This window comes from Marichromatium purpuratum 984 (assembly GCF_000224005.2).
In the GTDB taxonomy this organism is placed as follows: Bacteria; Pseudomonadota; Gammaproteobacteria; order Chromatiales; family Chromatiaceae; genus Marichromatium; species Marichromatium purpuratum.
Window position 1 is genome coordinate 3,321,359 of sequence record NZ_CP007031.1, and the last position, 22,688, is coordinate 3,344,046.

The following is a 22,688-nucleotide window of genomic DNA, read 5'->3' on the forward strand; positions in this document are numbered from 1 at the left end:
GCTAGTCGGCGCCGCCCTCGGCGCGCGCCGCCGCCTGCTCCATCATCGGCTTGAGTTCGCCCCCGGCATGCAGCTCGAGGGTGATGTCGCAGCCACCGACCAGCTCGCCGTCGATATAGAGCTGGGGAAAGGTCGGCCAGTCGGCATAGCGCGGCAGGTGCTCGAAGATCTCCGGGTCCTGCAACACGTTGACATAGGCGAAGGGCACGCCGCATTCCTGGAGTGCCTGCGCCGCACGCATCGAGAACCCGCACTGCGGGAACTGCGGCGTGCCCTTCATGTAGATCACCACCGGGTTGTTCTTGACCTGCTCGCCAATACGCTCCAACACGTCCATCGCTCACCTCGTACCGGATTTGATCCTGTCATCGCTGGCACGAGGATCGGGCCGACCGGGCCGATTTCAACCGGCGCCGACGCCATCGACATTGCGCTGCAGCCACAGCTCGAGCGCGGCGAGGTGCCACAGCTTGTTACCTTGGATGCGGGTGTGGTGCATGTCGGGGGCGGCGAGCAGCTGCTCGATGTAGTCGCGCCGGTAGAGCCCGCGCTCGCGACAGGCGCGTGAGTCGAGCAGCTCGCGCATGAAGGCGAGGAAGGGCCCGCGCACGTACTTGAGCGCGGGCATCGGGAAATAGCCCTTGGGGCGATCGATCACCGCCGCCGGCAGCAGCCCGCGCGCCAGCGCCTTGAGCGGGTACTTGCCACCCTCGCGCAGCTTCAGCTCGGGCGGGCAGCGCGCGGCCAGCTCGACGAGCCGATGGTCGAGGAAGGGCACCCGCGCCTCCAGCCCCCAGGCCATGGTCATGTTGTCGACCCGCTTGACCGGGTCGTCGACGATCAGGGTGGTGACATCGAGACGCAGCACCGCATCCATGAAGGTATCGGCACCGGGCGCGGTGAGCGCCGGGCCGATCAGCTCGGCGGTGTGATCGGCACCGCCGTGGGCAGCCGCGACCATCCGCAGGTACTCCGCGTGATCGCGGTCGAAATAGTGCTTGGCGAAGCGCTCGAGCCGGCTGCCGCCGGCCTCGGCCTGCATCCGCGGATACCAGAAGTAGCCGCCGAAGACCTCGTCGGCCCCCTGCCCCGACTGCACCACCTTGATCTCGCGCGAGACCTGCTCGGCGAGCAGATAGAAGGCCACCGCGTCCTGGCCGAACATCGGCTCGGCCATGGCGTCGATCGCCTCGGGCAGACGTTCGAGCACCTGGTCGTTGGGCACCTGGAAGCGCTGGTGGCGGGTGGCGTAATGGGCCGCGACCTGGTCGGAGTAGAAGAACTCGCTGCCCGACTCCTCCGGGGTGTCCTCGAAACCGACCGAGAAGGTGCGCAGATCGCTCACCCCGGTCTCGGCGAGCAGCGCCACCAGCAGACTGGAGTCGAGCCCGCCGGAGAGCAGCACCCCGACCGGTACGTCGGCGACCTCGCTGCGCACCCGCACCGCGCGGCGCAGCTCGGCATGGATCGCCTCCAGCCACTCGCCCTCGTCGCGCGGCTGCGCCGGACGCGTCGCCTCCAGCTGCCAGTAGGCCCCGCCGCTGCGTCGGCCATCGGCGTCGAGACGCAGCCAGTGGCCCGGCTCGATCTTGCGCACCCCGCGCAGGATGGTGCGCGGCGCCGGCACCACCGCGTGCAGGGTGAAGAGATGATGGAGCGCCACCGCATCGACCGCGGTATCGACCCCGCCGGCGGCCAACAGCGCCTGGGAGTTGGAGGCGAAACGCACCCGCCCGGTCTGTTCCGACCAATACAGCGGCTTGATGCCGAAGCGGTCGCGCGCGAGGATCAGCGCCCGCTCGCGCGCATCCCACAGACCGAAGGCGAACATGCCGTGGAGGCGCTCGAAGCAGCCCTCGCCCCAGGCGTGCCAGGCCTTGAGGATGACCTCGCCGTCACCCTCGGAGAAGAAGCGGTAGCCGCGCCCGACAAGCTCGGCGCGCAGTTCGCGGTGGTTGTAGATGGTGCCGTTGAACACCAGCGCGAGCCCCAGCTCGGCATCGACCATGGGTTGATTGGCACGCACCGAAAGGTCGATGATGGAGAGACGGCGGTGCCCGAGGGCCAGGGCACCGTCGCTGTAGCTGCCCCCATGGTCGGGGCCACGTCGGGTCAGGCGCGCCATCATCGTCTCGATCGCGCCAAGATCGGCCGGGGCGCCGTCGAGGCGCAACTCACCGCAGATTCCGCACATCCGTGCTCACTCCATCGTGTTCTTTTCGATTCACAGTCGGGGTCCGGGGCGGTCTCGGCGCCTCCCCGGAACATCTACCGCGATGGTCACACAGCGACGCCGGCCGTTGCAAAAGCGACCGTCTGACCTCAGTTTGGGCCGCAAGGCGAAGCCAAGTCCGAGCCGGGCCCGCCAGCCACGACCCGGGACACGCAGGATTCGGTCACGGGGCACGAGCCCCATGACGACCCACGCATCTTATCGACAAGCCGCACCCGTTATTCAGGAGGGGAACCCCAATGGCACACGAACTCCCACCCTTGCCCTATGCCAAGGACGCACTCGAGCCGGTGATCTCGGCCGAGACCATCGACTACCACTACGGCAAGCATCACCAGACCTATGTCACCAAGCTCAACGACCTGATCGTCGGCACCGAATTCGAGTCGGCCTCGCTCGAGGAGATCATCAACAGTGCCCAGGGCGGCGTCTTCAACAATGCCGCCCAGGTGTGGAACCACACCTTCTACTGGCACTGTCTCTCGCCCAACGGCGGTGGCGAGCCGGCAGGCGCCCTGGCCAGCGCGATCGACTCGACCTTCGGCTCCTTCGATGCCTTCAAGCAACAGTTCGAGCAGTCGGCCGCGGGCAACTTCGGCTCCGGCTGGACCTGGCTGGTGAAGAACGCCGAGGGTGCGCTGGAGATCGTCAACACCTCCAACGCCGCCAACCCGATGACCGAGGGCAAGACGCCGCTGCTGACCGTCGACGTCTGGGAGCACGCCTACTACATCGACTACCGCAACGCCCGTCCGAAGTATCTGGCGGCCCTGTGGGACAAGGTCAACTGGGACTTCGTCGCGGCCAACTATTCGGCCTGATCGCCTCACGCCCGGCGTCGCCGGGCGTGCCCCAGCCTCCAGCATGCAAGCTTTATCAATAGGATTCATGAACTTGCAAACATCTCGCAACACCCACGCGCGCAAGGTGGTTTCCTTGTAACCATCACGGCATTCGCGTTATATTCACTCACTTCGCCTTTGTTTGGAGGCGGTTTCCGCACCGAGGAACCGCCTCTTTTCGTTTTTTCACCGGAGACCGAGCGGGGCCCTGCCGCAATGAGCGATTCCTTGATGGCCACCTACAACCGTCTGCCCGTCACCTTCGCCCGCGGCGAAGGCGTCTGGCTGTGGGATACCGAGGGCAGGCGATACCTGGACGCGCTCGCGGGGATCGCCGTCTGCGGACTCGGCCATGCCCACCCGGCGGTGCGCGACGCGCTCTGCGAGCAGGCCGGAACCCTGGTCCACACCTCCAACCTCTATGGTGTCCTTGAGCAGCAGCGCCTCGGCGACCTGCTCATCGAACAGACCGGGATGGAGCGGGTGTTCTTCGGCAACTCCGGGGCCGAGGCCAACGAGGCGGCGATCAAGCTCGCCCGGCTGCACGCCCATCGCAAGGGCATCGACAACCCGGCGATCCTGGTCACCGAGGGCAGCTTCCACGGCCGCACCTTGGCGACCCTCTCGGCGACCGGCAACCGCAAGGTACAGGCCGGCTTCGAACCCCTGGTCCAGGGCTTCGTGCGTGTCCCCTATGACGACATCGAGGCGATCGAGACGGCCGCGGCCAACCGCTCCAACATCGTCGCCATCCTGGTCGAGCCGATCCAGGGCGAGGGCGGCATCAATGTCCCCGCCGCTGACTACAACGCCCGGCTGCGCGCGATCTGCGATCGCGAGGGCTGGCTGCTGATCCACGACGAGATCCAGACCGGCATGGGCCGCACCGGACGTCTGCTGGCACACCAGCACGACGGTGTCCAGCCCGATGTCGTCACCCTCGCCAAGGGGCTGGCCAACGGCGTGCCGATCGGTGCCTGTCTGGCGCGGGGCGAGGCCGCCGATACCTTCGGCCCCGGCAGCCACGGCTCGACCTTTGGCGGCAACCCCCTGGCTGCGCGCGCGGCGCGCGCGGTACTCGAGACGCTGCGCGACGAGGACCTCTGCAGCCACGCCGACACGATCGGTGCATGGTTGATGGAAGCCCTGCGCGAGACCTTCGCCGGGACCCCGGGGGTGGTCGAGGTGCGCGGTCGCGGGTTGATGATCGGCATCGAACTCGATCGCCCCTGCGGCGTGCTGGTCGGCCAGGCACTCGAGGCCGGGCTGCTGATCAATGTCACCGCCGAACGCGTCATCCGTCTGCTGCCGCCGTTGATCCTGCAGCAGGCCGAAGCCGAACAACTGGTCGAAACGCTGACGGGACTCGTCCGGCGTTTCCTGGAAACCGATTGAGCGCCACGGCGCTGGAGAGTTGAAACCATGGATGCCGGTCACACCCCGCACTGCAGACACCTTCGCTCGCTGCTGGACCTGAGCAGCGAGGAGGCCAGGGCGCTGATCGCCCGCGCCATCGAACTCAAACGCATGCAGCGGGCCGGAGAGGACCACCGCACCCTCGCCGGCAAGGCGCTGGGGATGATCTTCGAGAAGTCCTCGACGCGCACCCGGGTCTCGTTCGAGACCGGGATGTTCCAGCTCGGCGGCCATGCCCTCTTCCTCTCGCCGCGCGACACCCAACTCGGGCGCGGCGAGCCGATCGAGGACAGCGCGCGGGTGCTCTCGCGCATGGTCGACGGCATCATGATCCGCACCTTCGACCAGGAGACGGTGGAGCGCTTCGCCGAGTACTCCTCGGTGCCGGTGATCAACGCCCTCACCGACCGCTTCCACCCCTGCCAGCTGCTCGCCGACGTCCAGACCTTGGTCGAGCATCGCGGCGACATCCGTGGCAAGCGCGTGGCCTGGATCGGTGACGGCAACAACATGTGCCACTCCTTCATCAACGCCGCACGGCTGTTCGACTTCGAGCTGCGCATCGCCTGCCCCGAGGGCTACGCGCCTGACGGCGCCATCTACGCCGCCGCCAGCGACCGCTGCATCATCGTCCACGACCCGGCCAAGGCCGCCGAGGGTGCCGACCTGATCGCCACCGATGTCTGGGCGAGCATGGGCCAGGAAGACGAGCAAGCGCACCGCCAGGCGCTGTTCGCCCCCTTCCAGGTCGATGACGCGATCATGGCGCGTGCGGCCAAGGACGCGCTCTTCATGCACTGCCTGCCGGCGCACCGTGGCGAGGAGGTCTCGGCCTCGGTGATCGATGGCCCGCAATCGGTGGTCTGGGACGAGGCCGAGAACCGGCTCCACGCCCAGAAGGCACTGCTCGAATTCCTGCTCAGGCCCGCGGCCTGAAGCCAACCCGTGCTGTCGGTCGAGCGCCGCCCTTGTCGGCGCGATCGCCAGCCATCGAAGATGCCGGGCAGGCGCCCGGCGTACAGCAGATTCAACCCCAGCCGAGTCGAGGACGCCTCGTGATACGCATCGCGCTCCTATCCCTTACGCTCCTGGCCACGCTGCTCGGTCAAGCCGCCATCGCCCAGGCCGAGACCCGCTATGTGACCGACGAGCTCGAGATCACCCTGCGCACCGGCGAGAGCACCCGCTATCGCATCATCCGCATGCTGCCGAGCGGCACCCCGCTCGAGGTGCTGAGCGTCAACCGGGCCACCAAGTATGCCCGGGTACGCACCGAGGACGGTACCAGTGGCTACGTCCTGGTGCACGAACTCCAGGACGAACCGGCGGCGCGTGAGCGCGTGGCCACACTCGAGGCCAAGCTCGCCGAGCTGCAACAGAAGCCCGACGCACTCGCCGCCCAGCTGAGCAAGCTGCAGACCGAGCACGAGCAGGTGAGCGCCGACAATGCGGCACTGCGTCAGGAGAAACAGCGCCTGGAGCAGGAGCTGGCGACCGTCCGTCACGCCTCGGCCAACATCCTCGAGATCACCGAGGACCGCGATCGGCTGCGCATCCAGGTCAGCGAACTCACCCGCGAGCGCGCCGACCTGCAGCAGGAGAACCGCGATCTCAAGAACCAGACCCACCAGCGCTGGTTCCTGATCGGCGCGGGCGTGGTCACCGGCGGCGTCTTCCTCGGGTTGCTGCTGCCGCACCTGCGCTGGCGACGGCGGCGCAGCTCCTGGGCCTCGCTGTAAAGCGATACGCGCGACCGCCCTGGCGGTGGTCGCGCAACCTCCCCTCCCGCCTGGACGCCAACGCGCGCCCGGGCTGCGTCCCTGCCGTACTGCGCCCCCCGATCGTGCTCGCTGCGGCCCATACGCCCGCGCCTCAGACCGTGGCGGTGAGGGGCGTATAATCGAAGCGTGTCAAGTTCAACCCTTCAGGTCTGTCCCACTATGCCCCAATACCGTTCCAGAACCTCGACCCAGGGCCGCAACATGGCCGGCGCGCGCGCGCTGTGGCGTGCCACCGGCATGAAGGATGGCGACTTCGAGAAGCCGATCATCGCGGTCGTCAACTCCTTCACCCAGTTCGTCCCCGGACACGTGCACCTGAAGGACCTCGGTCAGCTGGTCGCCCGCGAGATCGAGGCCAACGGCGGCGTGGCCAAGGAATTCAACACCATCGCCATCGACGACGGCATCGCCATGGGGCATGACGGCATGCTCTACTCGCTGCCCTCGCGCGACATCATCGCCGACTCGGTCGAGTACATGGTCAACGCCCACTGCGCCGACGCCATGGTCTGTATCTCCAACTGCGACAAGATCACCCCCGGGATGCTGATGGCGGCGATGCGCCTCAACATCCCCACGGTGTTCGTCTCGGGCGGGCCGATGGAGGCGGGCAAGGTACTGCGCGACGGTGACGAGCTGCGACTCGATCTGGTCGACGCCATGGTCGCCGCGGCCAACCCCGAGGAGAGCGACGAGGCGGTCGCCCAGATCGAGCGCTCGGCCTGTCCCACCTGCGGCTCCTGCTCGGGGATGTTCACCGCCAACTCGATGAACTGTCTCACCGAGGCGCTAGGCCTGAGCCTGCCGGGCAACGGCTCGCTGCTCGCCACCCACGCCGCGCGCAAAGGCTTGTTCCTGGAGGCCGGACGACTGATCGTCGAGCTGGCCCGGCGTCACTACGAGCAGGACGACGCCAGCGTGCTGCCTCGCGCCATCGCCGACCGCCGCGCCTTCGAGAACGCGATGAGCCTCGACATCGCCATGGGCGGCTCGACCAACACCGTGCTGCACCTGCTGGCGACCGCGCACGAGGGCGAGGTCGACTTCACCATGGCCGACATCGACCGGCTCAGCCGCAAGGTGCCGAATCTGTGCAAAGTGGCTCCCGCGACTCAGCGCTATCACATGGAGGACGTGCATCGCGCCGGCGGCATCATGGGCATCCTCGGCGAACTCGACCGCGCCGGACTGCTCCACCGTGAGGTCGCCACCGTGCACAGCCCCAGCCTGGGCGAGGCGCTGGAGCGTTGGGACCTCAAGCGCACTGCCGCCCCCGAGGCCGAGACCCTGTATCGTGCCGCGCCCGGCGGCGTGCCGAGCCAGCAGGCCTTCAGTCAGGACCAGCAGTGGCCCGAACTCGACCTCGATCGCGCCAACGGCTGCATCCGTGAGCGTGAGCACGCCTACAGTCAGGACGGCGGACTGGCGGTGCTGTTCGGCAACCTCGCCGAGGCCGGCTGTATCGTCAAGACCGCAGGGGTCGACGCCTCGATCCTCCGCTTCACCGGCCCGGCGCGGATCTTCGAGAGCCAGGACGCCGCGGTCGCAGCCATCCTCGGCGACCAGATCCAGGCCGGCGACGTGGTGCTGATCCGCTACGAGGGACCCAAGGGCGGACCGGGGATGCAGGAGATGCTCTATCCCACCAGCTACCTCAAGTCCAAGGGGCTCGGCAAGCAGTGCGCGCTGATCACCGACGGGCGCTTCTCCGGCGGCACCTCCGGGCTGTCGATCGGTCACGTCTCGCCGGAGGCTGCCGAAGGTGGTCTGATCGGGCTGGTCGAGGAAGGCGACCGGATCGAGATCGACATCCCCGGTCGCAGGATCCACCTCGCCGTCGACGAGCAGACCCTGGCCGCACGTCGTCAGGCGATGGAGGACCGTGGCGAGGCCGCCTGGCAGCCGGGCGAGCGCGAGCGCAAGGTCTCCAAGGCGCTGCAGGCCTATGCCGCCCTGACCACCAGCGCCGCCTACGGCGCCGTGCGTGATCTCAGCCAGCTCAAGCGCTGACCCCGCCCACACTCACCCCGCCGTCGTCATCTGGCGCGGCGGGGGCTCCTCCAGCCTCCAGCCTCCAGCCTCCAGCCTCCAGCCTCCAGCGAGAGGGTTGCCCGGGAATCGGTGGCGTATAAGACGCCAATGGCGCGAAGGAAAGGCAGGCAACAGCTTGGGGTGGTGCCGTCAGACAGCCCACCGCTGACTTCAGCAACGCGACCGCGCACGGACGACGGAGAGCGAATCGCTACGCACGCATCCGCCACCGACCTTCGCACCCTGTGGCGTTGTGCGGTTCAACCGTTCCGCTTGTTGCATCGCAACAGGCTCCGTATAATGCCCGCCCTTCGAGACGACCCGGCCTCCCGCCTCCGCGCCGAGGTCATCCACGCGGCCATCCTGTCCGCGGACCGTCCATTCGTAACGCCACCAGACGAGACCAGATCGGCCCGATGACCGCCCCGGCGGCCGTGGTCGAGCAGGGCTTGCCGATTCCGGCACCGGGCATTCACCGTCCCCCAGACCCCGGCCGTCACCGGCGACCGGGGCAAGCCGTCTCGATGCATCACAGTCACCGCCATTGCGGCTGGACCGGCGGCCTCAGCTCCGCACCGGGTCCGACCGTCGCGCACCAACCACGGAACCGCCGATGATGAACGCCATACGCCAGGACTGGCTATCGAACGTCAAGAACGACCTGCTCGCGGGCCTGGTGGTCGCGCTGGCACTGATCCCGGAGGCGATCGCCTTCTCGATCATCGCCGGTGTCGACCCCAAGGTCGGGCTCTACGCCTCTTTCTGTATCGCTACCGTGATCGCCTTCGCCGGCGGCCGACCGGGGATGATCTCGGCGGCCACCGGCGCCATGGCGCTGGTAATGGTCACCCTGGTGAAGGATCATGGGTTGCAGTACCTGCTCGCCGCCACCGTCCTCACCGGCGTGTTGCAGATCCTTGCCGGCTGGTTGCGCCTGGGCTCGCTGATGCGCTTCGTCTCGCGCTCGGTGATCACCGGCTTCGTCAACGCCCTGGCGATCCTGATCTTCATGGCCCAGCTGCCGGAGTTGATCGGCATGCCCTGGGAGGTCTATGCGATGGTCGCCGCCGGATTGGCGATCATCTATCTCTTCCCCTACCTGACCCGCGCCGTGCCCTCGCCGCTGATCACCATCATCGTGCTCACCGCGGTCTCGATCGCTCTCGGACTCGACATCCGCACCGTCGGCGATATGGGCGAGCTGCCCGACACCCTGCCGATCTTCCTGCTCCCCGAGGTACCGCTCAACCTCGAAACCCTGGCGATCATCTTCCCGGTCTCGCTCACCCTGGCGGCGGTCGGTCTGCTCGAATCGATGATGACCGCCTCGATCATCGACGACCTCACCGACTCGTCGAGCAACAAAAACCGCGAATGTGTCGGCCAAGGCACGGCCAACATCGCCACGGGCTTCCTCGGTGGCATGGCCGGGTGCGCAATGATCGGTCAGTCGGTGATCAACGTGAAGTCGGGCGGACGCGGTCGACTCTCGACCCTGACGGCCGGCGTCGTGCTGCTGATGCTGGTGGTCTTCGCCGGCGACTGGGTGGCGCAGATCCCGATGGCCGCGCTGGTGGCGGTGATGATCATGGTCTCGATCGGTACCTTCAACTGGGCCTCGATCCGTAACCTGCGCGAGCACCCCAAGAGTTCCAGCATCGAGATGATCGCCACCGTAGCGGTGGTGGTCGCCACCCACGATCTGGCCAAGGGCGTGCTGGTCGGGGTGCTGCTCTCGGGCTTCTTCTTCGCCCACAAGGTCGGCCAGGTGCTCTATGTCGGCTCGCACGCCGAGGACGAGGGCCGGGTCCGCGCCTACCGCGTGGTCGGTCAGGTGTTCTTCGCCTCGGCCGAACGCTTCGTCGCCTCGTTCGACTTCAAGGAGGTGATCGAGCGGGTGCGGATCGATGTCAGCCGCGCCCACTTCTGGGACATCACCGCAGTCAGCGCGCTCGACAAAGTGGTGGTGAAGTTCCGCCGCGAGGGCACCGAGGTCGAGGTGATCGGACTCAACAAGGCGAGCGCAACCATGGTCGATCGCTTCGCGGTGCACGACAAGCCCGAGGCCGTCGAACAGCTCATGGGTCATTGAGGAAGGAAGGCAGCAAGATGCATACAGACGAGAAGATCCTGGCCTGCGTCGACCAGTCGCGCTTCGCCGACTATGTCGCCGACTATGCCGCCTGGGCGGCGCAACGCATGCAGACTCCCCTGGAGTTCCTCCACATCCTCAGCCGTCACCCCGAGATCGCCACCGGCGTCGACCACAGTGGTGCGATCGGCATCGGCGCCCAGGAGACACTGCTCACTGAACTGTCGAACCAGGACGAGACCCGCAGCCGTGATGCCCGCGAGCGTGGGCGACTGTTCCTCAACCGGCTGCGTGAGCGCGCCATCGCCGCCGGAGTCCCCTCGCCCGACATCCGCCAGCGTCACGGCGCGCTCGAGGAGACCCTGGTCGAGCAGGAGGACGACGTCCGCCTGTTCGTGCTCGGTCGACGCGGCACCGCCGCCGAGACCACCCAACGCGATCTCGGGCGCAACGTCGAGCGCATGGTGCGCGCGCTTCATCGCCCGATCCTCACCGTCACCGAGGGATTCAAGGAACCGCAACGGGTGATGGTCGCCTTCGACGGCAGCGCCGCGACCCGTCAGGGCGTCGAGATGGTCGCCGCGAGTCCGCTGTTCCAGGGGCTCACCGTGCACCTGCTGATGTCGGGCAAGGCCCGTGGCGATGCCCGCAAGCAGCTCGACTGGGCACGCCAACGGCTCGAGTCCGCCGGCTTCGACGCCCCCGCCTGGCTGATCCCGGGCGATGCCGAAAGTATCATCGCCCAGACCGTGATCGCCCAGGACATCGACCTGTTGATCATGGGCGCCTACGCCCATTCACCGCTGCGCACTCTGCTCTTCGGCAGTAAGACCACCGACCTGCTGCGCTCGGCACGCATCCCCACCCTGCTGATGCGCTGAGTCCCGGTTGACGAGCCGCAAGGACGCGGCCCGCTCCACACACTAGAGTGCGCCCGGCGACCTGTACGGAGAAGTCGCACCCCAGGCACGCGCGCTCGCGTCCGCTCATGGACGGCTCGCACCCACCCAGGCATTGGAGCATCATCATGGCATCGAATCACGAGACCTTCTTCCAGCTCGGCAGCTTCGCGCTCGTCGGGCGTTCGGCAACCAAGCCCTTTCCCATCCTCAGCTATCGTCGGCTCAAGAAGCTCGGCAAAACCGTCTATGCCGTCGACCCCAGCACCAGCGAGATCGACGGCGATCCGAGCTTCGCCGACCTGAACTCGCTACCGGGCACGGTCGAGGGCCTGATCATCGAGACCCCGAAACAGGAGACCGCCGACTGGGTGGCGCAAGCCGCCGACGCCGGCATCAAGGATGTCTGGATCCACATGGCGCACGACACCCCTGAGGCCGTGGCAACGGCGAGGGAGCATGGCATCAACCTACGCACGGGGACCTGCGCGGTGATGTATCTCAAGCCCGGCCTGACCTATCACAGCATCCACAAGCTGATCATGAAGGCGCTCGGCAAGTACTGAGAACGGACGGCGTCCCAGACAATGGGCGCACAATAAAAACCCCCGCCTGGTCTCGACCAGGCGGGGGTTTTTATTGTATGGCGGAGAGAGAGGGATTCGAACCCTCGATGGAGCTATTAACCCCATACTCCCTTAGCAGGGGAGCGCCTTCAGCCACTCGGCCATCTCTCCATGCATGAGCAACGGTTTACAACCGTCTCGTGCGATGACCCGGGATCTGGAAGAGACACCGGGTCACGGGACCCCTTTTGCCATTCGACGCCGCGTCGATCAGGGGCTATCGCGCTTGATCGAGTGATTATAACCCACTCGTTAGCCGGTTGCCAATCACTCGATCTGGCCACCCTGATCGACTACCGCGACACCCGGGGTGGTCTCGGCCTGCTCACGCTTGATGCGCTCGTAGATCTCTTCACGGTGGACCGCGACGTCACGCGGGGCGTTGACGCCGATACGCACCTGATTGCCCTTGACGCCAAGGACAGTAACGGTGACTTCGTCACCAACCATGAGGGTTTCGCCGACCCGACGAGTCAAGATCAACATCGCTATGTTCTCCCTTTAGTTTCCCTTTCCAGCTTGATGGTAATACCCAGACCGGCGACTCAACCCGACTCCAGCGGCGTCATCCGGAGGGTGTTTACACCCGATTCCGCCCGGGACCCCATGGCCCATGACGGAAGCTTAGCAACTGCCACGTCGATTCCATGGCAATTTGCTCAGGTTCATTGACATTTGTCTCTTGTGCGTGAATCCAAGACGAAATCCGTTGGGTTCCCGATGACTGGTAGCCACCGTCACACGACCGCTCACGCTCTCAACCGCGCAGCGCCAGCATAGACGTCCAACGCCAGCAGCGACGAGACGTCGTTCATGGAGATCGACAAAAAAGCGAAGAGGAACGACCACCGCAGCACCGACCGGATTCAGCTCAGTCCGCCGCGTGTCACCCCCTCAGCCCTTGGAGACATATCCCACCGAGCCCTAGCGGGACGGCAGCAGGGTCATCGCAAGCCTAGACCTCGCCGTTCTGGTCCAGACCGAAGGCGCCGTGCAGCGCGCGCACGCCGAGTTCGAGATAGCGTTCGTCGACCACCACCGAGATCTTGATCTCGGAGGTCGAGATCATGCGGATGTTGATGCCCTCGTGTGCCAGGGTCTCGAACATCCGACTGGCGATCCCGGCATGACTGCGCATACCGACGCCGACCAGCGAGATCTTGACGATCTGCTCGTCGCCGAGTACCTGACGCGCGCCCAGCGCATCGGCACGCGCCTGCAGGATCTCCAGCGCCCGCGCATAATCGCCGCGCTGGACGGTGAAGGTGAAGTCCGTCGTCGCCTCCTCGGCGGCGACGTTCTGGATGATCATGTCGACCTCGATGTTGGCCGCCGCGATCGCGCCGAGGATCTCGTGCGCCACGCCAGGACGGTCGGGCACGCCGAGGATGGTCAGCTTGGCCTCGTCACGGCTGAAGGCGATGCCGGCGATCTTTGCGTCTTCCACTTCATCTTCCTCGAAGGTAATCAGCGTGCCCTCGCCCTCGCCGAAGCTGGAGAGCACGCGCAGGGGGACCTGGTACTTGCCGGCGAACTCCACCGAGCGGATCTGCAACACCTTGGAGCCGAGACTGGCCATCTCCAGCATCTCCTCGAAGGTGATGCGATCGAGCTTGCGCGCCTTGGGTTCGACCCGCGGATCGGTGGTGTAGACACCGTCGACGTCGGTATAGATCTGGCATTCGTCGGCCTTGAGCGCCGCGGCGATCGCCACCGCCGAGGTATCCGAGCCGCCGCGCCCGAGCGTGGTGATGTCACCGCTCTCGTCGACCCCCTGGAACCCGGCGACCACCACCACGCGCCCCGCCTTCAGATCGGCCCCGACACGCGCCGCGTCGATGTCGCGGATACGCGCCTTGTTGTGCACGCTGTCGGTGAGGATGTGCACCTGGGCGCCGGTATAGGAGCGCGCCGGACAACCACGCGCGGCCAGCGCCATGCTCAACAGTGCGATGGTGACCTGCTCGCCGGTGGAGAGCAGCACATCGAGTTCGCGCGGCTCGGGCCGCTCCTGGATCTGTTTGGCCAGGCCCACCAGACGGTCGGTCTCGCCGGACATCGCCGAGACCACCACCACCACCTGATTGCCCTGGTCGTGCCAGCGCTTGACCCGCTCGGCCACTGCCTGGATACGCTCCACGCTCCCGACCGACGTCCCGCCGTATTTCTGGACGATCAGCGCCATCGACTACTCCTGCCAGCCACGTCTTTCAGGTCTCCCCGATTGAAACGATGGGACCGTCGGCGGCGCTGTGCCGCCCGACGGTCCCCGGTGATGGGCCGGCGATCCCGACCCGGTTGCCGCATCAGGCGGCGCCGCGCTGCGCGACCCAGTCGCGCACCAGCGCCAGCGCAGCGGGCAGTGCATCGGGCTCGCTGCCCCCGGCCTGCGCCATGTCGGGCCGACCACCGCCCTTGCCGCCGACCTTGGCTGCGACCTCGCGGATCAGCTCACCGGCCTTGAACTGGCCGGTGAGATCCTTGGTGACGCCGGCGACCAGCGCAACCTTGCCCTCGCTGACGGTCGCGAGCACGATCACCGCCGAGCCGAGCTTGTCCTTGAGTTGGTCGACCGTCTCGCGCAGCCCCTTGGGATCGGCGCCCTCGAGTTCGGCGGCAAGCACCCGCACCCCGGCGACCTCCTCGGCCTGGGCGGCAAGATCCTGACCGGCGGCGCTAGCGAGCTTGGACTTGAGCTGCTCAAGCTCCTTCTCCAACCGACGACTACGCTCGAGCAGCTGCTCGACGCGCTCGTCGACGTCCTCGCGGGCGCCCTTGAGCAGCCCGGCGATGCGCAACACCCGCTGCTCGTCGGCCTCGATCCAGTCGAGGGCCCCGGCCCCGCTCACCGCCTCGATACGACGCACCCCGGAGGCGATACCGGCCTCGGAGACGATCTTCATCAGACCGATGTCACCGACCGCCTTGACATGGGTCCCGCCGCAAAGTTCGACCGAGAACTCGCCCATCCGCAGCACTCGTACCTGATCGGCATACTTCTCGCCGAACAGCGCCATCGCCCCGGAGGCCTTGGCATCCTCCAGGCTCATGATGCGAGTCTCGACCAGGTGGTTGGCACGGATCTCGCCATTGACCAGACGCTCGATCTCGCGCAACTGCTCGCGCGAGACCGGCTCGAAGTGCGAGAAGTCGAAACGCAGCCGCTCGGGACCGACCAGCGAGCCCTTCTGCTGCACGTGCTCGCCGAGCACCCGGCGCAGCGCCGCGTGGAGCAGATGGGTGGCCGAGTGGTTGAGCGCGATGGCACGCCGCCGCTCGCCATCGACCTCGGCGCACACCATGTCACCGACGCACAGCTCGCCCTCGCGCAGCTCACCGATATGGCAGACCAGGGCACCGCCCTTCTTCTGAGTATCGGTGACCTCGAAACGCCCACCGCTACCGGTGATCCAGCCACGATCACCGACCTGACCGCCGGACTCACCGTAGAAAGGTGTGAGGTCGAGGATCACCATGCCGCGCTCGCCGCCACCCAGCGAGTCGCAGGACTCGCCGTCGCGATAGAGCGCGACCACCGTGGCCTCGTCCTCGCAGCGCTCGTAGCCGCGGAACTCGGTCTCGCCCTGGAGATCGATCTCGACGTCCTGCCCACCGCTGAACTGACTGGCCGCACGGGCACGCGCCTTCTGGTCGGCCATCGCCGCCTCGAAGCCCTCGAGGTCGACGCCGAGCCCGCGCTCGCGGGCGATGTCGGCGGTCAGGTCGGTGGGGAAGCCGTAGGTGTCATAAAGCTTGAACACCGTCTCGCCGGGGATGGTGCACGTGTCCCCGAGTCCGGCGATCGCCTCGTCGAGGATACGCATGCCGTGCTCGAGGGTCTCGGCGAAGCGCTCCTCCTCGAGCCGCACGATCCGCTCGACGTGCGCCTGAGCTGCCACCAGCTCGGGATAGGCCGCGCCCATCTCGGCGACCAGCGCCGCCACCAGACGATGGAAGAAGGGTTGCGACTGGCCGAGACGATAGCCGTGACGGATCGCGCGACGCATGATCCGACGCAGCACATAGCCGCGCCCCTCGTTGCCCGGGGTGACCCCGTCGACGATGAGGAAGGCGCTCGAGCGGATGTGATCGGCGATCACCCGCAGCGACTTGTCGCCGAGATCCTCGCAGCCGGTCGCCTCGGCGGCGGCGGCGATGAGATTGCGGAACAGGTCGATGTCGTAGTTGCTGTGCACGCCCTGGAGCACCGCGGCCAGACGCTCGAGTCCCATGCCGGTGTCGACCGAGGGACGCGGCAACGGGGTCATGTTGCCCTCGGCGTCACGGTTGAACTGCATGAACACCAGGTTCCAGATCTCGACGTAGCGGTCGCCGTCCTCGTCGGGCGAGCCGGGCGGACCGCCGGCGATCTCGGGCCCGTGATCGAAGAAGATCTCCGAGCACGGACCACAGGGGCCGGTGTCGCCCATCGACCAGAAGTTGTCCTTGGCACCGCAGCGCGAGAAGCGCTCAGCCGAGACCCCGATCTCCTTGAGCCAGATGTCGGCGGCCTCGTCGTCGTCCTCGTAGACGGTCACCCAGAGCCGCTCGGCGGGCAGACCCAGCTCGCCGGTCAGATACTGCCAGGCGAAGCCGATCGCCTCGCGCTTGAAGTAGTCGCCGAAACTGAAGTTGCCGAGCATCTCGAAGAAGGTGTGATGCCGGGCGGTGTAGCCGACGTTCTCGAGGTCGTTGTGCTTGCCACCGGCACGCACACAGCGCTGCGCGGTGACCGCCCGCGAATAGCCCCGACGCTCGCGACCGAGAAAGACATCCTTGAACTGGACCATTCCGGCGTTGGTGAACAGCAGGGTCGGATCATTGGCGGGAACCAGCGGGCTGGAAGACACCTGCTCATGCTGGCGTTGCGCGAAATAATCAAGGAAGCTCGCTCGAAGCTCTGCACTCGTAGTCATGTGGGAGTTCTCGAATGAACCGCGCGGGCGGTTCGGTCAGTCGTTCCAGCGCAGCAGGCGCCGGACCATGTCCGTGGGGAAACCGCGCCGCGCCAGAAAGCGCGCGCGCTTGGCATAGCTGGCACGATCGGCGGGCGGCGCATCACCAAAGCGACGCGCATGGAGCGCGGCGAGATGCTCCGGCCACGCCTCGCGCAGTTGCCGTAACTGGGGTTCGATCAAGGTATCGGCCACACCCTTGTCGTTCAACTCGGCCTGGATGCGCAGCGGCCCGAAGCCCTTTTCCATGCGTTCGGCCACATAGCGCTCGACCAGACGCGCCTCGTCGAGCACGCCACTGGCCTCGAGCCGGTCGAGCACGGCGGCAGCGGCGGCGGACTCGAAACCACGCGCACCGAGCTTGCGCGAGAGTTCCAGACGCGAGTGCTCGCGCATGGCGAGCAGACGCAGCGCCGACCGCTCGATCTCGGCGAGCAGGTCGGCATCAAGGAGGGTGCTGGCGGGGCGATCGTCCAGGATCAGTCCTCCGCCGGGGCGACGGCCTCGGCCGTCGCCTCGCTCGGCTGGGGCAATAGCTTGGCGCGGATCTTCGCCTCGATCTCCTGAGCCAGCTCAGGGTTCTCGCAGAGGAAGGCGCGGACGTTGTCCTTACCCTGGCCGATACGGTTGCCCTGGTAACTGTACCAGGCACCGGATTTGTCGACGATGCCCTCGGCCACGCCCAGGCTGATGATCTCGCCCTCGCGCGAGATCCCCTGGCCGTAGAGAATGTCGAACTCGACCTGCTTGAACGGCGGCGCAACCTTGTTCTTGACCACCTTGACCTTGGTCTCGCTGCCGACCACCTCGTCGCTCTTCTTGAGACTGCCGATACGGCGGATGTCGAGTCGCACCGAGGAATAGAACTTGAGCGCATTACCGCCGGTGGTGGTCTCGGGCGAGCCGAACATCACCCCGATCTTCATGCGGATCTGGTTGATGAAGACCACCAGACAGTTGGAGCGCTTGATATTACCGGTGAGCTTGCGCAGCGCCTGCGACATCAGTCGTGCCTGCAGGCCGACGTGCGAGTCACCCATCTCGCCCTCGATCTCGGCCTTGGGGGTGAGCGCCGCGACCGAGTCGACGATCACCACGTCGACCGCCCCCGAGCGCACCAGCATGTCGGTGATCTCGAGCGCCTGCTCACCGGTGTCGGGTTGCGACACCAGCAGGTCCTCCATCTGCACCCCGAGCTTCTCGGCATAGACCGGGTCGAGCGCGTGCTCGGCATCGACGAAGGCCGCGGTGCCGCCGAGCTTCTGCACCTCGGCGACCACGTGCAGGGTGAGGGTGGTCTTGCCCGAGGACTCGGGACCGTAGATCTCGACCACCCGCCCCTTGGGCAAGCCGCCGATACCGAGGGCGATGTCCAGCCCCAACGAGCCGGTGGAGATCGCCTCGATGTTGCGCACCGCGCCGGCATCGCCCATGCGCATCACAGAACCCTTGCCGAACTGCTTCTCGATCTGGGTCAGCGCGGCGGCCAACGCCTTCTTGCGATTGTCGTCCATTGGATCTCCGTCAACTCTTGAGCGCAGCCGTCCGCCGCGCGTCGCCCGAGGCGATCGCGTGTCGGTCGGTTCGTGTCTCGTGATCTTTCGAGCGGGCCGCGCGAATCATCGCTGATTATCGCATAGGCGGCATGCTCACGTCATAGCCGGGGCGCAGCGGCCAACGCCGCTCGACCCGATAGCGCGGCACACACCCCGGGACGCTGCGGGCGAGCACGAACTCACGCACCGGCCAGCGCAACGGCGCCCCGAACGACGCGCTCGGCGCCCTGCTGCGCCGCGCCAGGGTCAGGTGTGGCCGATAGGGCCGCAGCTCCTGGGTCAAGCCACAGACGCGCTGCGCCTCGACCAGCGCCAGCTGCAACGCCAGCAGCGACTCCGGCACCCGCTGTGGCGCGCACCAGGCCGCGCCGGCACGCGCGAAATAACCCAGCCGATCGAGCACCAGCTCGAAGGGCGGCGCGGCGACCCGCTGCGCCGCCGCGCCCACCGCATCGAGCTGCGGCGGCGTCAACGCACCGAGAAAGACCAGCGTCAGGTGCAGATCCTCGCCGTGGGCCGAGCGAGCGCCCGGCGGCAACCAGCCCGGCATGCGCCCGAGCAGCGCCCGACGCAGCGCCGGCTGCGGCCAGAGCGCGAAGAACCAGCGCTCAGCCATCGGCGCCGAGGCCGCCGAGCAGGCCCAGCAGCGCAGCGCGCACCGCCTGCTCGCGCACCGCCTCGCGATCGCCGTCGAAGCACAAACAGCGCGCCGTCGGGCCCTCGCCGGGAAAGCCCCAGGCGAACCACACGGTACCGACCGGCTTGTCGACCGTGCCGCCACCGGGGCCGGCGATGCCGCTGACCGCCACCGCGACATCAGCGCGACTGCGGGCAAGCGCGCCGCTCACCATCTCGGCGACCACCCGCTCGCTCACCGCGCCATAGCGCTCGAGCGCATCGTCCGAGACCCCGAGCAGCTCGCGCTTGGCGTCATTGGAATAGGTGATGAAGCCGCGCTCGAACCAAGCGCTGCTGCCGGCGACATCGGTCATCACCTTGGCCACCCAGCCGCCGGTACAGGACTCGGCCGTCGCCAGCTGCCAGCCACGCGCACGCAACGCCTCGCCCAGACGACGGGCGAGCACCTCCAGGGCAGGAGAATCGTTTACATCATCCATGGTACGGAGTGTCGCCCAGCTCGACTCGTCGGGCAATCCTTGTCGGGCTGGAAAGCACCGGGCGGCGACCTCAGACTCTATCTCTCGAAACCACGCGCAGCACGGACCCCAAACCAATGGACGACACCGAGATCCATCACGAACGCCCCTCCCCCGCCAAGCTCGAGGTCATGGGCGTGGAGCACTGGCCGGTGTGGCGCCGCGAGGTGGCGACCTTTCCCTGGCACTACCGCCAGGAGGAGACCTGCTACATCGTGCGCGGACGCTTCCGCGTCACCCCCGAGGGCGGCGCACCACGGGAGTACGCTCGCGGCGACCTGATCCGCTTCCCCGTCGGACTCAACTGCACCTGGGAGATCCTCGAACCGGTGGAGAAGCACTACCTGCTCACATGAAACGCCGAGTCATCTAGAGGCGTGCCCGTGACGACTTACCTGACGCTCTCGCGCGCCGCCCGGCTGGCCGGAGTCAGCCGCAGCGAGCTGCAACGACGCATCCGCCGCGCCGAGCTGACGACCTTCGAGGGTGAGGTGGCCGCGCACGATCTACTGCGCCTCTACCCTAGCCTGAGCCTCGAGCACGAGGGCGCGCTCGAACAGGTGCGCGAGATCGTCGACAACGCCCGCCCCCGGCTCAAACCCGAACCGGCAGCGCTGCCCGACGCCCGTATCCTGCTCGAACGGGCCCACGACCTGAGCGCGGCACTGGCGCGCGAGATCGAGGCCGGAGAGGCCGCGCGCGGACTGATCGAGCAGGTCGCCGAGCGGATCGCGGCGCTCTCCGCCAGCGACCCCGCCACGCTGCCCACGGCACTCGCGGCCCTCGGCCACTGGCTCGCCGAGGCACGTACCGCGCTACCCGCCAACGAGACGCCCGAGGAGCGGCCGACGCCGACGCGCACCCTGGCCGCCCGGGTACGGCTGATCCCCAGTGGACACAGTTTCCTGGTGGAGGGAGAGGAGTCACTGCTCGAGGCCGCGGTGCACGCCGGCATCCATCTCGAACACGGCTGCGCCAGCGGTAACTGCGGCGGCTGCAAAGCGCGGCTGGTCAGCGGCGAGACCCGCCAGATCAGACCCCACGACTACTCGATCGGCGAGCGCGAGCGCCGACTTGGCTATCTGCTCACCTGCGCCCATACCGCGCTTACCGACCTCACCCTGGAGGTCGGCGAGGCGCGTTCGAGCGCCGAGCTGCCGCTGCAGCGCATCCGCGTCAGCGTGCGCCGTGTCGAGACGCTCGGCCCGACGCTGCGCGCGCTCCAGATCCAGACACCGCGCAACCAGCTGTTGCGCTTCATGGCCGGGCAGCGCGCGCGGCTCGCCCCCCCGGACGAGCCGTCGAGCGAGCTGCCGATCGCCAGCTGTCCCTGCGACGGACGCAACCTGCGCTTCCTGATCCGCGCCGCTGATGAGGCCCTCGCTCGCGCGCTCTTCGACGATCGGCTGGGACCGGGGCAACGGCTCGACCTGGAAGGACCCTACGGCGACTTCGTGCTCGACGAATCAGCGACCGACGAGGCGCTCTTCGTCGCCTGCGGCGACGGCATCGCCCCGATCCGCAGCCTGATCGAGCAGGCAGTCGCGATCGACGCCATCCCCCGCTATCACCTCTACTGGGAGACCGGCGCCCCCGAGGGGCATCACCTGGCGCACTGGGCGCGTGCGCTCGGCGACGCCCTGGACGACTTCACCTACACGCTGCTCGAGGCCACGCCCGCTGACCGGCTTGCCACGCGCATCCTCGACGAACACCCGCCTCACCAGCACCAGAGCCTCTATCTCGCGGGGCCGAAGATCACCGTCAGCACCCTGGAGCAGGCCCTGAGGGCGGGCGGCGTGAGCGCCGAGCGGATCCGCATCGAGGCGCTGCGCGCCGACTGAGTTCAGGCCGCGACCGACGCACGCGCGCACGATCGCTGTGCCGGCAGAAATACCGTGCCCTTGCCGTAGCGATTGACCGCCATGTCACGCACCCAAGTCGGGGCGTCCTGATAGAGACGGACATAGACATGACCGAGACCACCGCGGCTGATCGCCGCGACCCATCGATCGAATTCCCGCTTGTTTTCGCTCATGACATCCCTCGTTGCGATCGTTCGGTATCCGGGGCGATCTCCCTCGCCCCATGCGCAACCCGGAAATCCGGGTTGCGTCATCGCAGTGGACCGAGCCGAAAACCGGCTCAGCCGCGCTGAAACAGCATCATGTAGTTGACGCCCATCCAGCCGGTGAAGGAGAAGGCGCGATTGAAGGGGTTGACCCGCACACCGGTCCGGTGCAGCAGGTCGAAGCCCTCGCCGAGTCCGCCGCGCACCTCGTCGGGACGCACCAGCTTGCGATAGCGGTGGGTACCGCGCGGCAGCCAGCGCAACACGTACTCGGCGCCGATGATCGCCATCAGCCAGGCGATCGGGGTGCGATTGATGGTCGAGACCAGCATCACCCCGCCGGGGCGCACCAGCTCGGCACTGTCGGCGAGGAAGTCGGGGAGGTGCTCGACGTGCTCGAGCACCTCCATGTTGAGGACCACGTCGAAGGTCGCGCCGGCCTCGCGCATCTCGGCGGCACTCGCCAGCCGATAGTCGACGGCGAGTCCGCCCGCCTCGGCATGCATGCGCGCGACCCTCAGGGTCTTCTCGGTGATGTCGATCCCGGTGACCTCGGCGCCGAGCGCCACCATGGATTCGCTGAGGATACCGCCGCCACAACCGATATCGAGCACCCGCAGCCCGGCGAACGGACGCGTGTCCCGCGCATCACGCCCGAACACCGCAGCCAGGCGCTCACGGAGATAGCCGACCCGGAAGGCATTGAGCCGGTGCAACGGCCAGAAGGGGCCCTCGGCATCCCACCAGCGATGCGCCAGCCGCTCGTAATAGGCGACCTCCTCGGGATCGACGCTCGGAGCGGTGAGATGGGCGGTAGGCATCGACGAACTCCCTGGAATACCGGTTAATTGACATCCAATGGAGTCGATCATGGCGGATTCAAGCCCGTGGAGGCAAGCTGGCAGGCTTTAGCGACCAGCCGCCAACCGCCAGCCGCCAGCCGCCAGCCGCCAGCCGCCAGCCGCCAGTGGGCGGCTTTGCTCAATCACGACCGCAGCGTCCAGGCCCACAGCAAGCCGGGAGCCCGGA

21 protein-coding genes and 1 tRNA gene are annotated in these 22,688 nt (G+C 67.3%); 10 read left to right on the top strand and 12 right to left on the bottom strand.

Features of this window, described 5'->3' with window-relative positions; translation table 11 throughout:
- Position 1 precedes the first annotated feature (1 nt).
- On the bottom strand, positions 2–337 hold the full coding sequence (gene grxD / locus MARPU_RS14395; RefSeq protein WP_005224048.1) for a Grx4 family monothiol glutaredoxin: 336 nt from the start codon (positions 335–337) through the stop codon (positions 2–4).
- 66 nt (positions 338–403) lie between these two features.
- Entirely contained in the window at positions 404–2,194 is a 1,791-nt protein-coding gene (locus MARPU_RS14400; protein ID WP_005224047.1) for an N-acetylglutaminylglutamine amidotransferase, read from the bottom strand.
- Positions 2,195–2,472: 278 nt separating this feature from the next.
- Here MARPU_RS14400 and MARPU_RS14405 point away from each other — a divergent pair, with 278 nt between their 5' ends.
- The 8 genes from MARPU_RS14405 to MARPU_RS14440 all read left to right on the top strand — a co-directional run bounded on the left by MARPU_RS14405 (position 2,473) and on the right by MARPU_RS14440 (position 11,860).
- Positions 2,473–3,054, top strand: coding sequence for a superoxide dismutase (locus tag MARPU_RS14405; RefSeq protein ID WP_005224046.1), 582 nt, complete (start codon positions 2,473–2,475; stop codon positions 3,052–3,054).
- 237 nt (positions 3,055–3,291) lie between these two features.
- Positions 3,292–4,470 (top strand): aspartate aminotransferase family protein, encoded by a 1,179-nt coding sequence (locus MARPU_RS14410; protein WP_025275378.1) that lies wholly within the window; start codon positions 3,292–3,294, stop codon positions 4,468–4,470.
- Between the two features lie 27 nt (positions 4,471–4,497).
- Complete coding sequence (gene argF, locus MARPU_RS14415; RefSeq protein WP_005224044.1) at positions 4,498–5,427, top strand: ornithine carbamoyltransferase; 930 nt, start codon at positions 4,498–4,500, stop codon at positions 5,425–5,427.
- A gap of 119 nt (positions 5,428–5,546) precedes the next feature.
- Positions 5,547–6,230 (top strand): TIGR04211 family SH3 domain-containing protein, encoded by a 684-nt coding sequence (locus MARPU_RS14420; protein ID WP_005224043.1) that lies wholly within the window; start codon positions 5,547–5,549, stop codon positions 6,228–6,230.
- 201 nt (positions 6,231–6,431) lie between these two features.
- Positions 6,432–8,282: a dihydroxy-acid dehydratase gene (gene ilvD / locus MARPU_RS14425; RefSeq protein ID WP_025275379.1), complete on the top strand. Its 1,851-nt coding sequence runs from the start codon at positions 6,432–6,434 to the stop codon at positions 8,280–8,282.
- Between the two features lie 634 nt (positions 8,283–8,916).
- On the top strand, positions 8,917–10,395 hold the full coding sequence (locus MARPU_RS14430) for a SulP family inorganic anion transporter (protein WP_005224041.1): 1,479 nt from the start codon (positions 8,917–8,919) through the stop codon (positions 10,393–10,395).
- A gap of 17 nt (positions 10,396–10,412) precedes the next feature.
- The gene (locus tag MARPU_RS14435) at positions 10,413–11,276 is read left to right on the top strand and encodes a universal stress protein (RefSeq protein ID WP_005224040.1); all 864 of its coding nucleotides are present in this window, start codon (positions 10,413–10,415) and stop codon (positions 11,274–11,276) included.
- 146 nt (positions 11,277–11,422) lie between these two features.
- Entirely contained in the window at positions 11,423–11,860 is a 438-nt protein-coding gene (locus MARPU_RS14440) for a CoA-binding protein (RefSeq protein ID WP_005224039.1), read from the top strand.
- 78 nt (positions 11,861–11,938) lie between these two features.
- Here MARPU_RS14440 and MARPU_RS14445 read toward each other — a convergent pair.
- The 8 genes from MARPU_RS14445 to pncC form a co-directional block, all read right to left on the bottom strand.
- Positions 11,939–12,031 (bottom strand) — tRNA-Ser (locus tag MARPU_RS14445).
- 156 nt (positions 12,032–12,187) lie between these two features.
- Positions 12,188–12,406 (bottom strand): carbon storage regulator CsrA, encoded by a 219-nt coding sequence (gene csrA / locus MARPU_RS14450; RefSeq protein WP_005224038.1) that lies wholly within the window; start codon positions 12,404–12,406, stop codon positions 12,188–12,190.
- 469 nt (positions 12,407–12,875) lie between these two features.
- The gene (locus MARPU_RS14455) at positions 12,876–14,105 is read right to left on the bottom strand and encodes an aspartate kinase (protein WP_005224037.1); all 1,230 of its coding nucleotides are present in this window, start codon (positions 14,103–14,105) and stop codon (positions 12,876–12,878) included.
- A gap of 121 nt (positions 14,106–14,226) precedes the next feature.
- On the bottom strand, positions 14,227–16,836 hold the full coding sequence (gene alaS / locus MARPU_RS14460; RefSeq protein WP_005224036.1) for an alanine--tRNA ligase: 2,610 nt from the start codon (positions 16,834–16,836) through the stop codon (positions 14,227–14,229).
- Positions 16,837–16,872: 36 nt separating this feature from the next.
- Positions 16,873–17,358 carry a regulatory protein RecX gene (locus tag MARPU_RS14465; protein WP_407636539.1) on the bottom strand — a complete coding sequence of 162 codons (486 nt, stop codon included), beginning with the start codon at positions 17,356–17,358 and terminating at the stop codon, positions 16,873–16,875.
- Positions 17,355–18,389 (bottom strand): recombinase RecA, encoded by a 1,035-nt coding sequence (recA, locus tag MARPU_RS14470; protein WP_005224034.1) that lies wholly within the window; start codon positions 18,387–18,389, stop codon positions 17,355–17,357. The genes MARPU_RS14465 and recA overlap by 4 nt, the downstream gene beginning before the upstream one ends.
- 115 nt (positions 18,390–18,504) lie before the next feature.
- Positions 18,505–19,047: an RNA 2',3'-cyclic phosphodiesterase gene (thpR, locus tag MARPU_RS14475; RefSeq protein ID WP_005224033.1), complete on the bottom strand. Its 543-nt coding sequence runs from the start codon at positions 19,045–19,047 to the stop codon at positions 18,505–18,507.
- Positions 19,040–19,549 (bottom strand): nicotinamide-nucleotide amidase, encoded by a 510-nt coding sequence (gene pncC / locus MARPU_RS14480; protein ID WP_005224032.1) that lies wholly within the window; start codon positions 19,547–19,549, stop codon positions 19,040–19,042. The genes thpR and pncC overlap by 8 nt, the downstream gene beginning before the upstream one ends.
- 116 nt (positions 19,550–19,665) lie before the next feature.
- On the opposite strand from pncC, the gene MARPU_RS14485 reads away from it, so the two are divergent.
- A complete protein-coding gene (locus tag MARPU_RS14485) occupies positions 19,666–19,944 on the top strand; it encodes a cupin domain-containing protein (protein ID WP_005224031.1) in 279 nt (92 codons plus the stop codon).
- 27 nt (positions 19,945–19,971) lie between these two features.
- The gene (locus tag MARPU_RS14490) at positions 19,972–21,432 is read left to right on the top strand and encodes a 2Fe-2S iron-sulfur cluster-binding protein (protein ID WP_005224030.1); all 1,461 of its coding nucleotides are present in this window, start codon (positions 19,972–19,974) and stop codon (positions 21,430–21,432) included.
- A 2-nt stretch (positions 21,433–21,434) separates the two neighbouring features.
- On the opposite strand, the gene MARPU_RS14495 is transcribed toward MARPU_RS14490, so the two are convergent.
- Together MARPU_RS14495 and ubiG are read right to left on the bottom strand one after the other, a co-directional pair.
- Entirely contained in the window at positions 21,435–21,626 is a 192-nt protein-coding gene (locus MARPU_RS14495) for a hypothetical protein (protein ID WP_005224029.1), read from the bottom strand.
- Between the two features lie 107 nt (positions 21,627–21,733).
- Positions 21,734–22,480, bottom strand: a complete 747-nt coding sequence (ubiG, locus tag MARPU_RS14500; RefSeq protein WP_005224028.1) for a bifunctional 2-polyprenyl-6-hydroxyphenol methylase/3-demethylubiquinol 3-O-methyltransferase UbiG — start codon at positions 22,478–22,480, stop codon at positions 21,734–21,736.
- Positions 22,481–22,688: the final 208 nt, after the last annotated feature.

Excerpts from the sequence above, each read along its gene's own strand:
- MARPU_RS14440 (WP_005224039.1), top strand. The coding sequence starts at position 11,423 with ATGGCATCGAATCACGAGACCTTCTTCCAGCTCGGCAGCTTCGCGCTC.
- csrA (WP_005224038.1), bottom strand. The coding sequence starts at position 12,406 with ATGTTGATCTTGACTCGTCGGGTCGGCGAAACCCTCATGGTTGGTGAC.
- MARPU_RS14410 (WP_025275378.1), top strand. The coding sequence starts at position 3,292 with ATGAGCGATTCCTTGATGGCCACCTACAACCGTCTGCCCGTCACCTTC.
- MARPU_RS14485 (WP_005224031.1), top strand. The coding sequence starts at position 19,666 with ATGGACGACACCGAGATCCATCACGAACGCCCCTCCCCCGCCAAGCTC.
- grxD (WP_005224048.1), bottom strand. The coding sequence starts at position 337 with ATGGACGTGTTGGAGCGTATTGGCGAGCAGGTCAAGAACAACCCGGTG.
- MARPU_RS14405 (WP_005224046.1), top strand. The coding sequence starts at position 2,473 with ATGGCACACGAACTCCCACCCTTGCCCTATGCCAAGGACGCACTCGAG.
- MARPU_RS14455 (WP_005224037.1), bottom strand. The coding sequence starts at position 14,105 with ATGGCGCTGATCGTCCAGAAATACGGCGGGACGTCGGTCGGGAGCGTG.
- argF (WP_005224044.1), top strand. The coding sequence starts at position 4,498 with ATGGATGCCGGTCACACCCCGCACTGCAGACACCTTCGCTCGCTGCTG.
- alaS (WP_005224036.1), bottom strand. The coding sequence starts at position 16,836 with ATGACTACGAGTGCAGAGCTTCGAGCGAGCTTCCTTGATTATTTCGCG.
- MARPU_RS14430 (WP_005224041.1), top strand. The coding sequence starts at position 8,917 with ATGATGAACGCCATACGCCAGGACTGGCTATCGAACGTCAAGAACGAC.
- thpR (WP_005224033.1), bottom strand. The coding sequence starts at position 19,047 with ATGGCTGAGCGCTGGTTCTTCGCGCTCTGGCCGCAGCCGGCGCTGCGT.
- pncC (WP_005224032.1), bottom strand. The coding sequence starts at position 19,549 with ATGGATGATGTAAACGATTCTCCTGCCCTGGAGGTGCTCGCCCGTCGT.
- recA (WP_005224034.1), bottom strand. The coding sequence starts at position 18,389 with ATGGACGACAATCGCAAGAAGGCGTTGGCCGCCGCGCTGACCCAGATC.
- ilvD (WP_025275379.1), top strand. The coding sequence starts at position 6,432 with ATGCCCCAATACCGTTCCAGAACCTCGACCCAGGGCCGCAACATGGCC.
- MARPU_RS14495 (WP_005224029.1), bottom strand. The coding sequence starts at position 21,626 with ATGAGCGAAAACAAGCGGGAATTCGATCGATGGGTCGCGGCGATCAGC.
- MARPU_RS14435 (WP_005224040.1), top strand. The coding sequence starts at position 10,413 with ATGCATACAGACGAGAAGATCCTGGCCTGCGTCGACCAGTCGCGCTTC.
- ubiG (WP_005224028.1), bottom strand. The coding sequence starts at position 22,480 with ATGCCTACCGCCCATCTCACCGCTCCGAGCGTCGATCCCGAGGAGGTC.
- MARPU_RS14400 (WP_005224047.1), bottom strand. The coding sequence starts at position 2,194 with ATGTGCGGAATCTGCGGTGAGTTGCGCCTCGACGGCGCCCCGGCCGAT.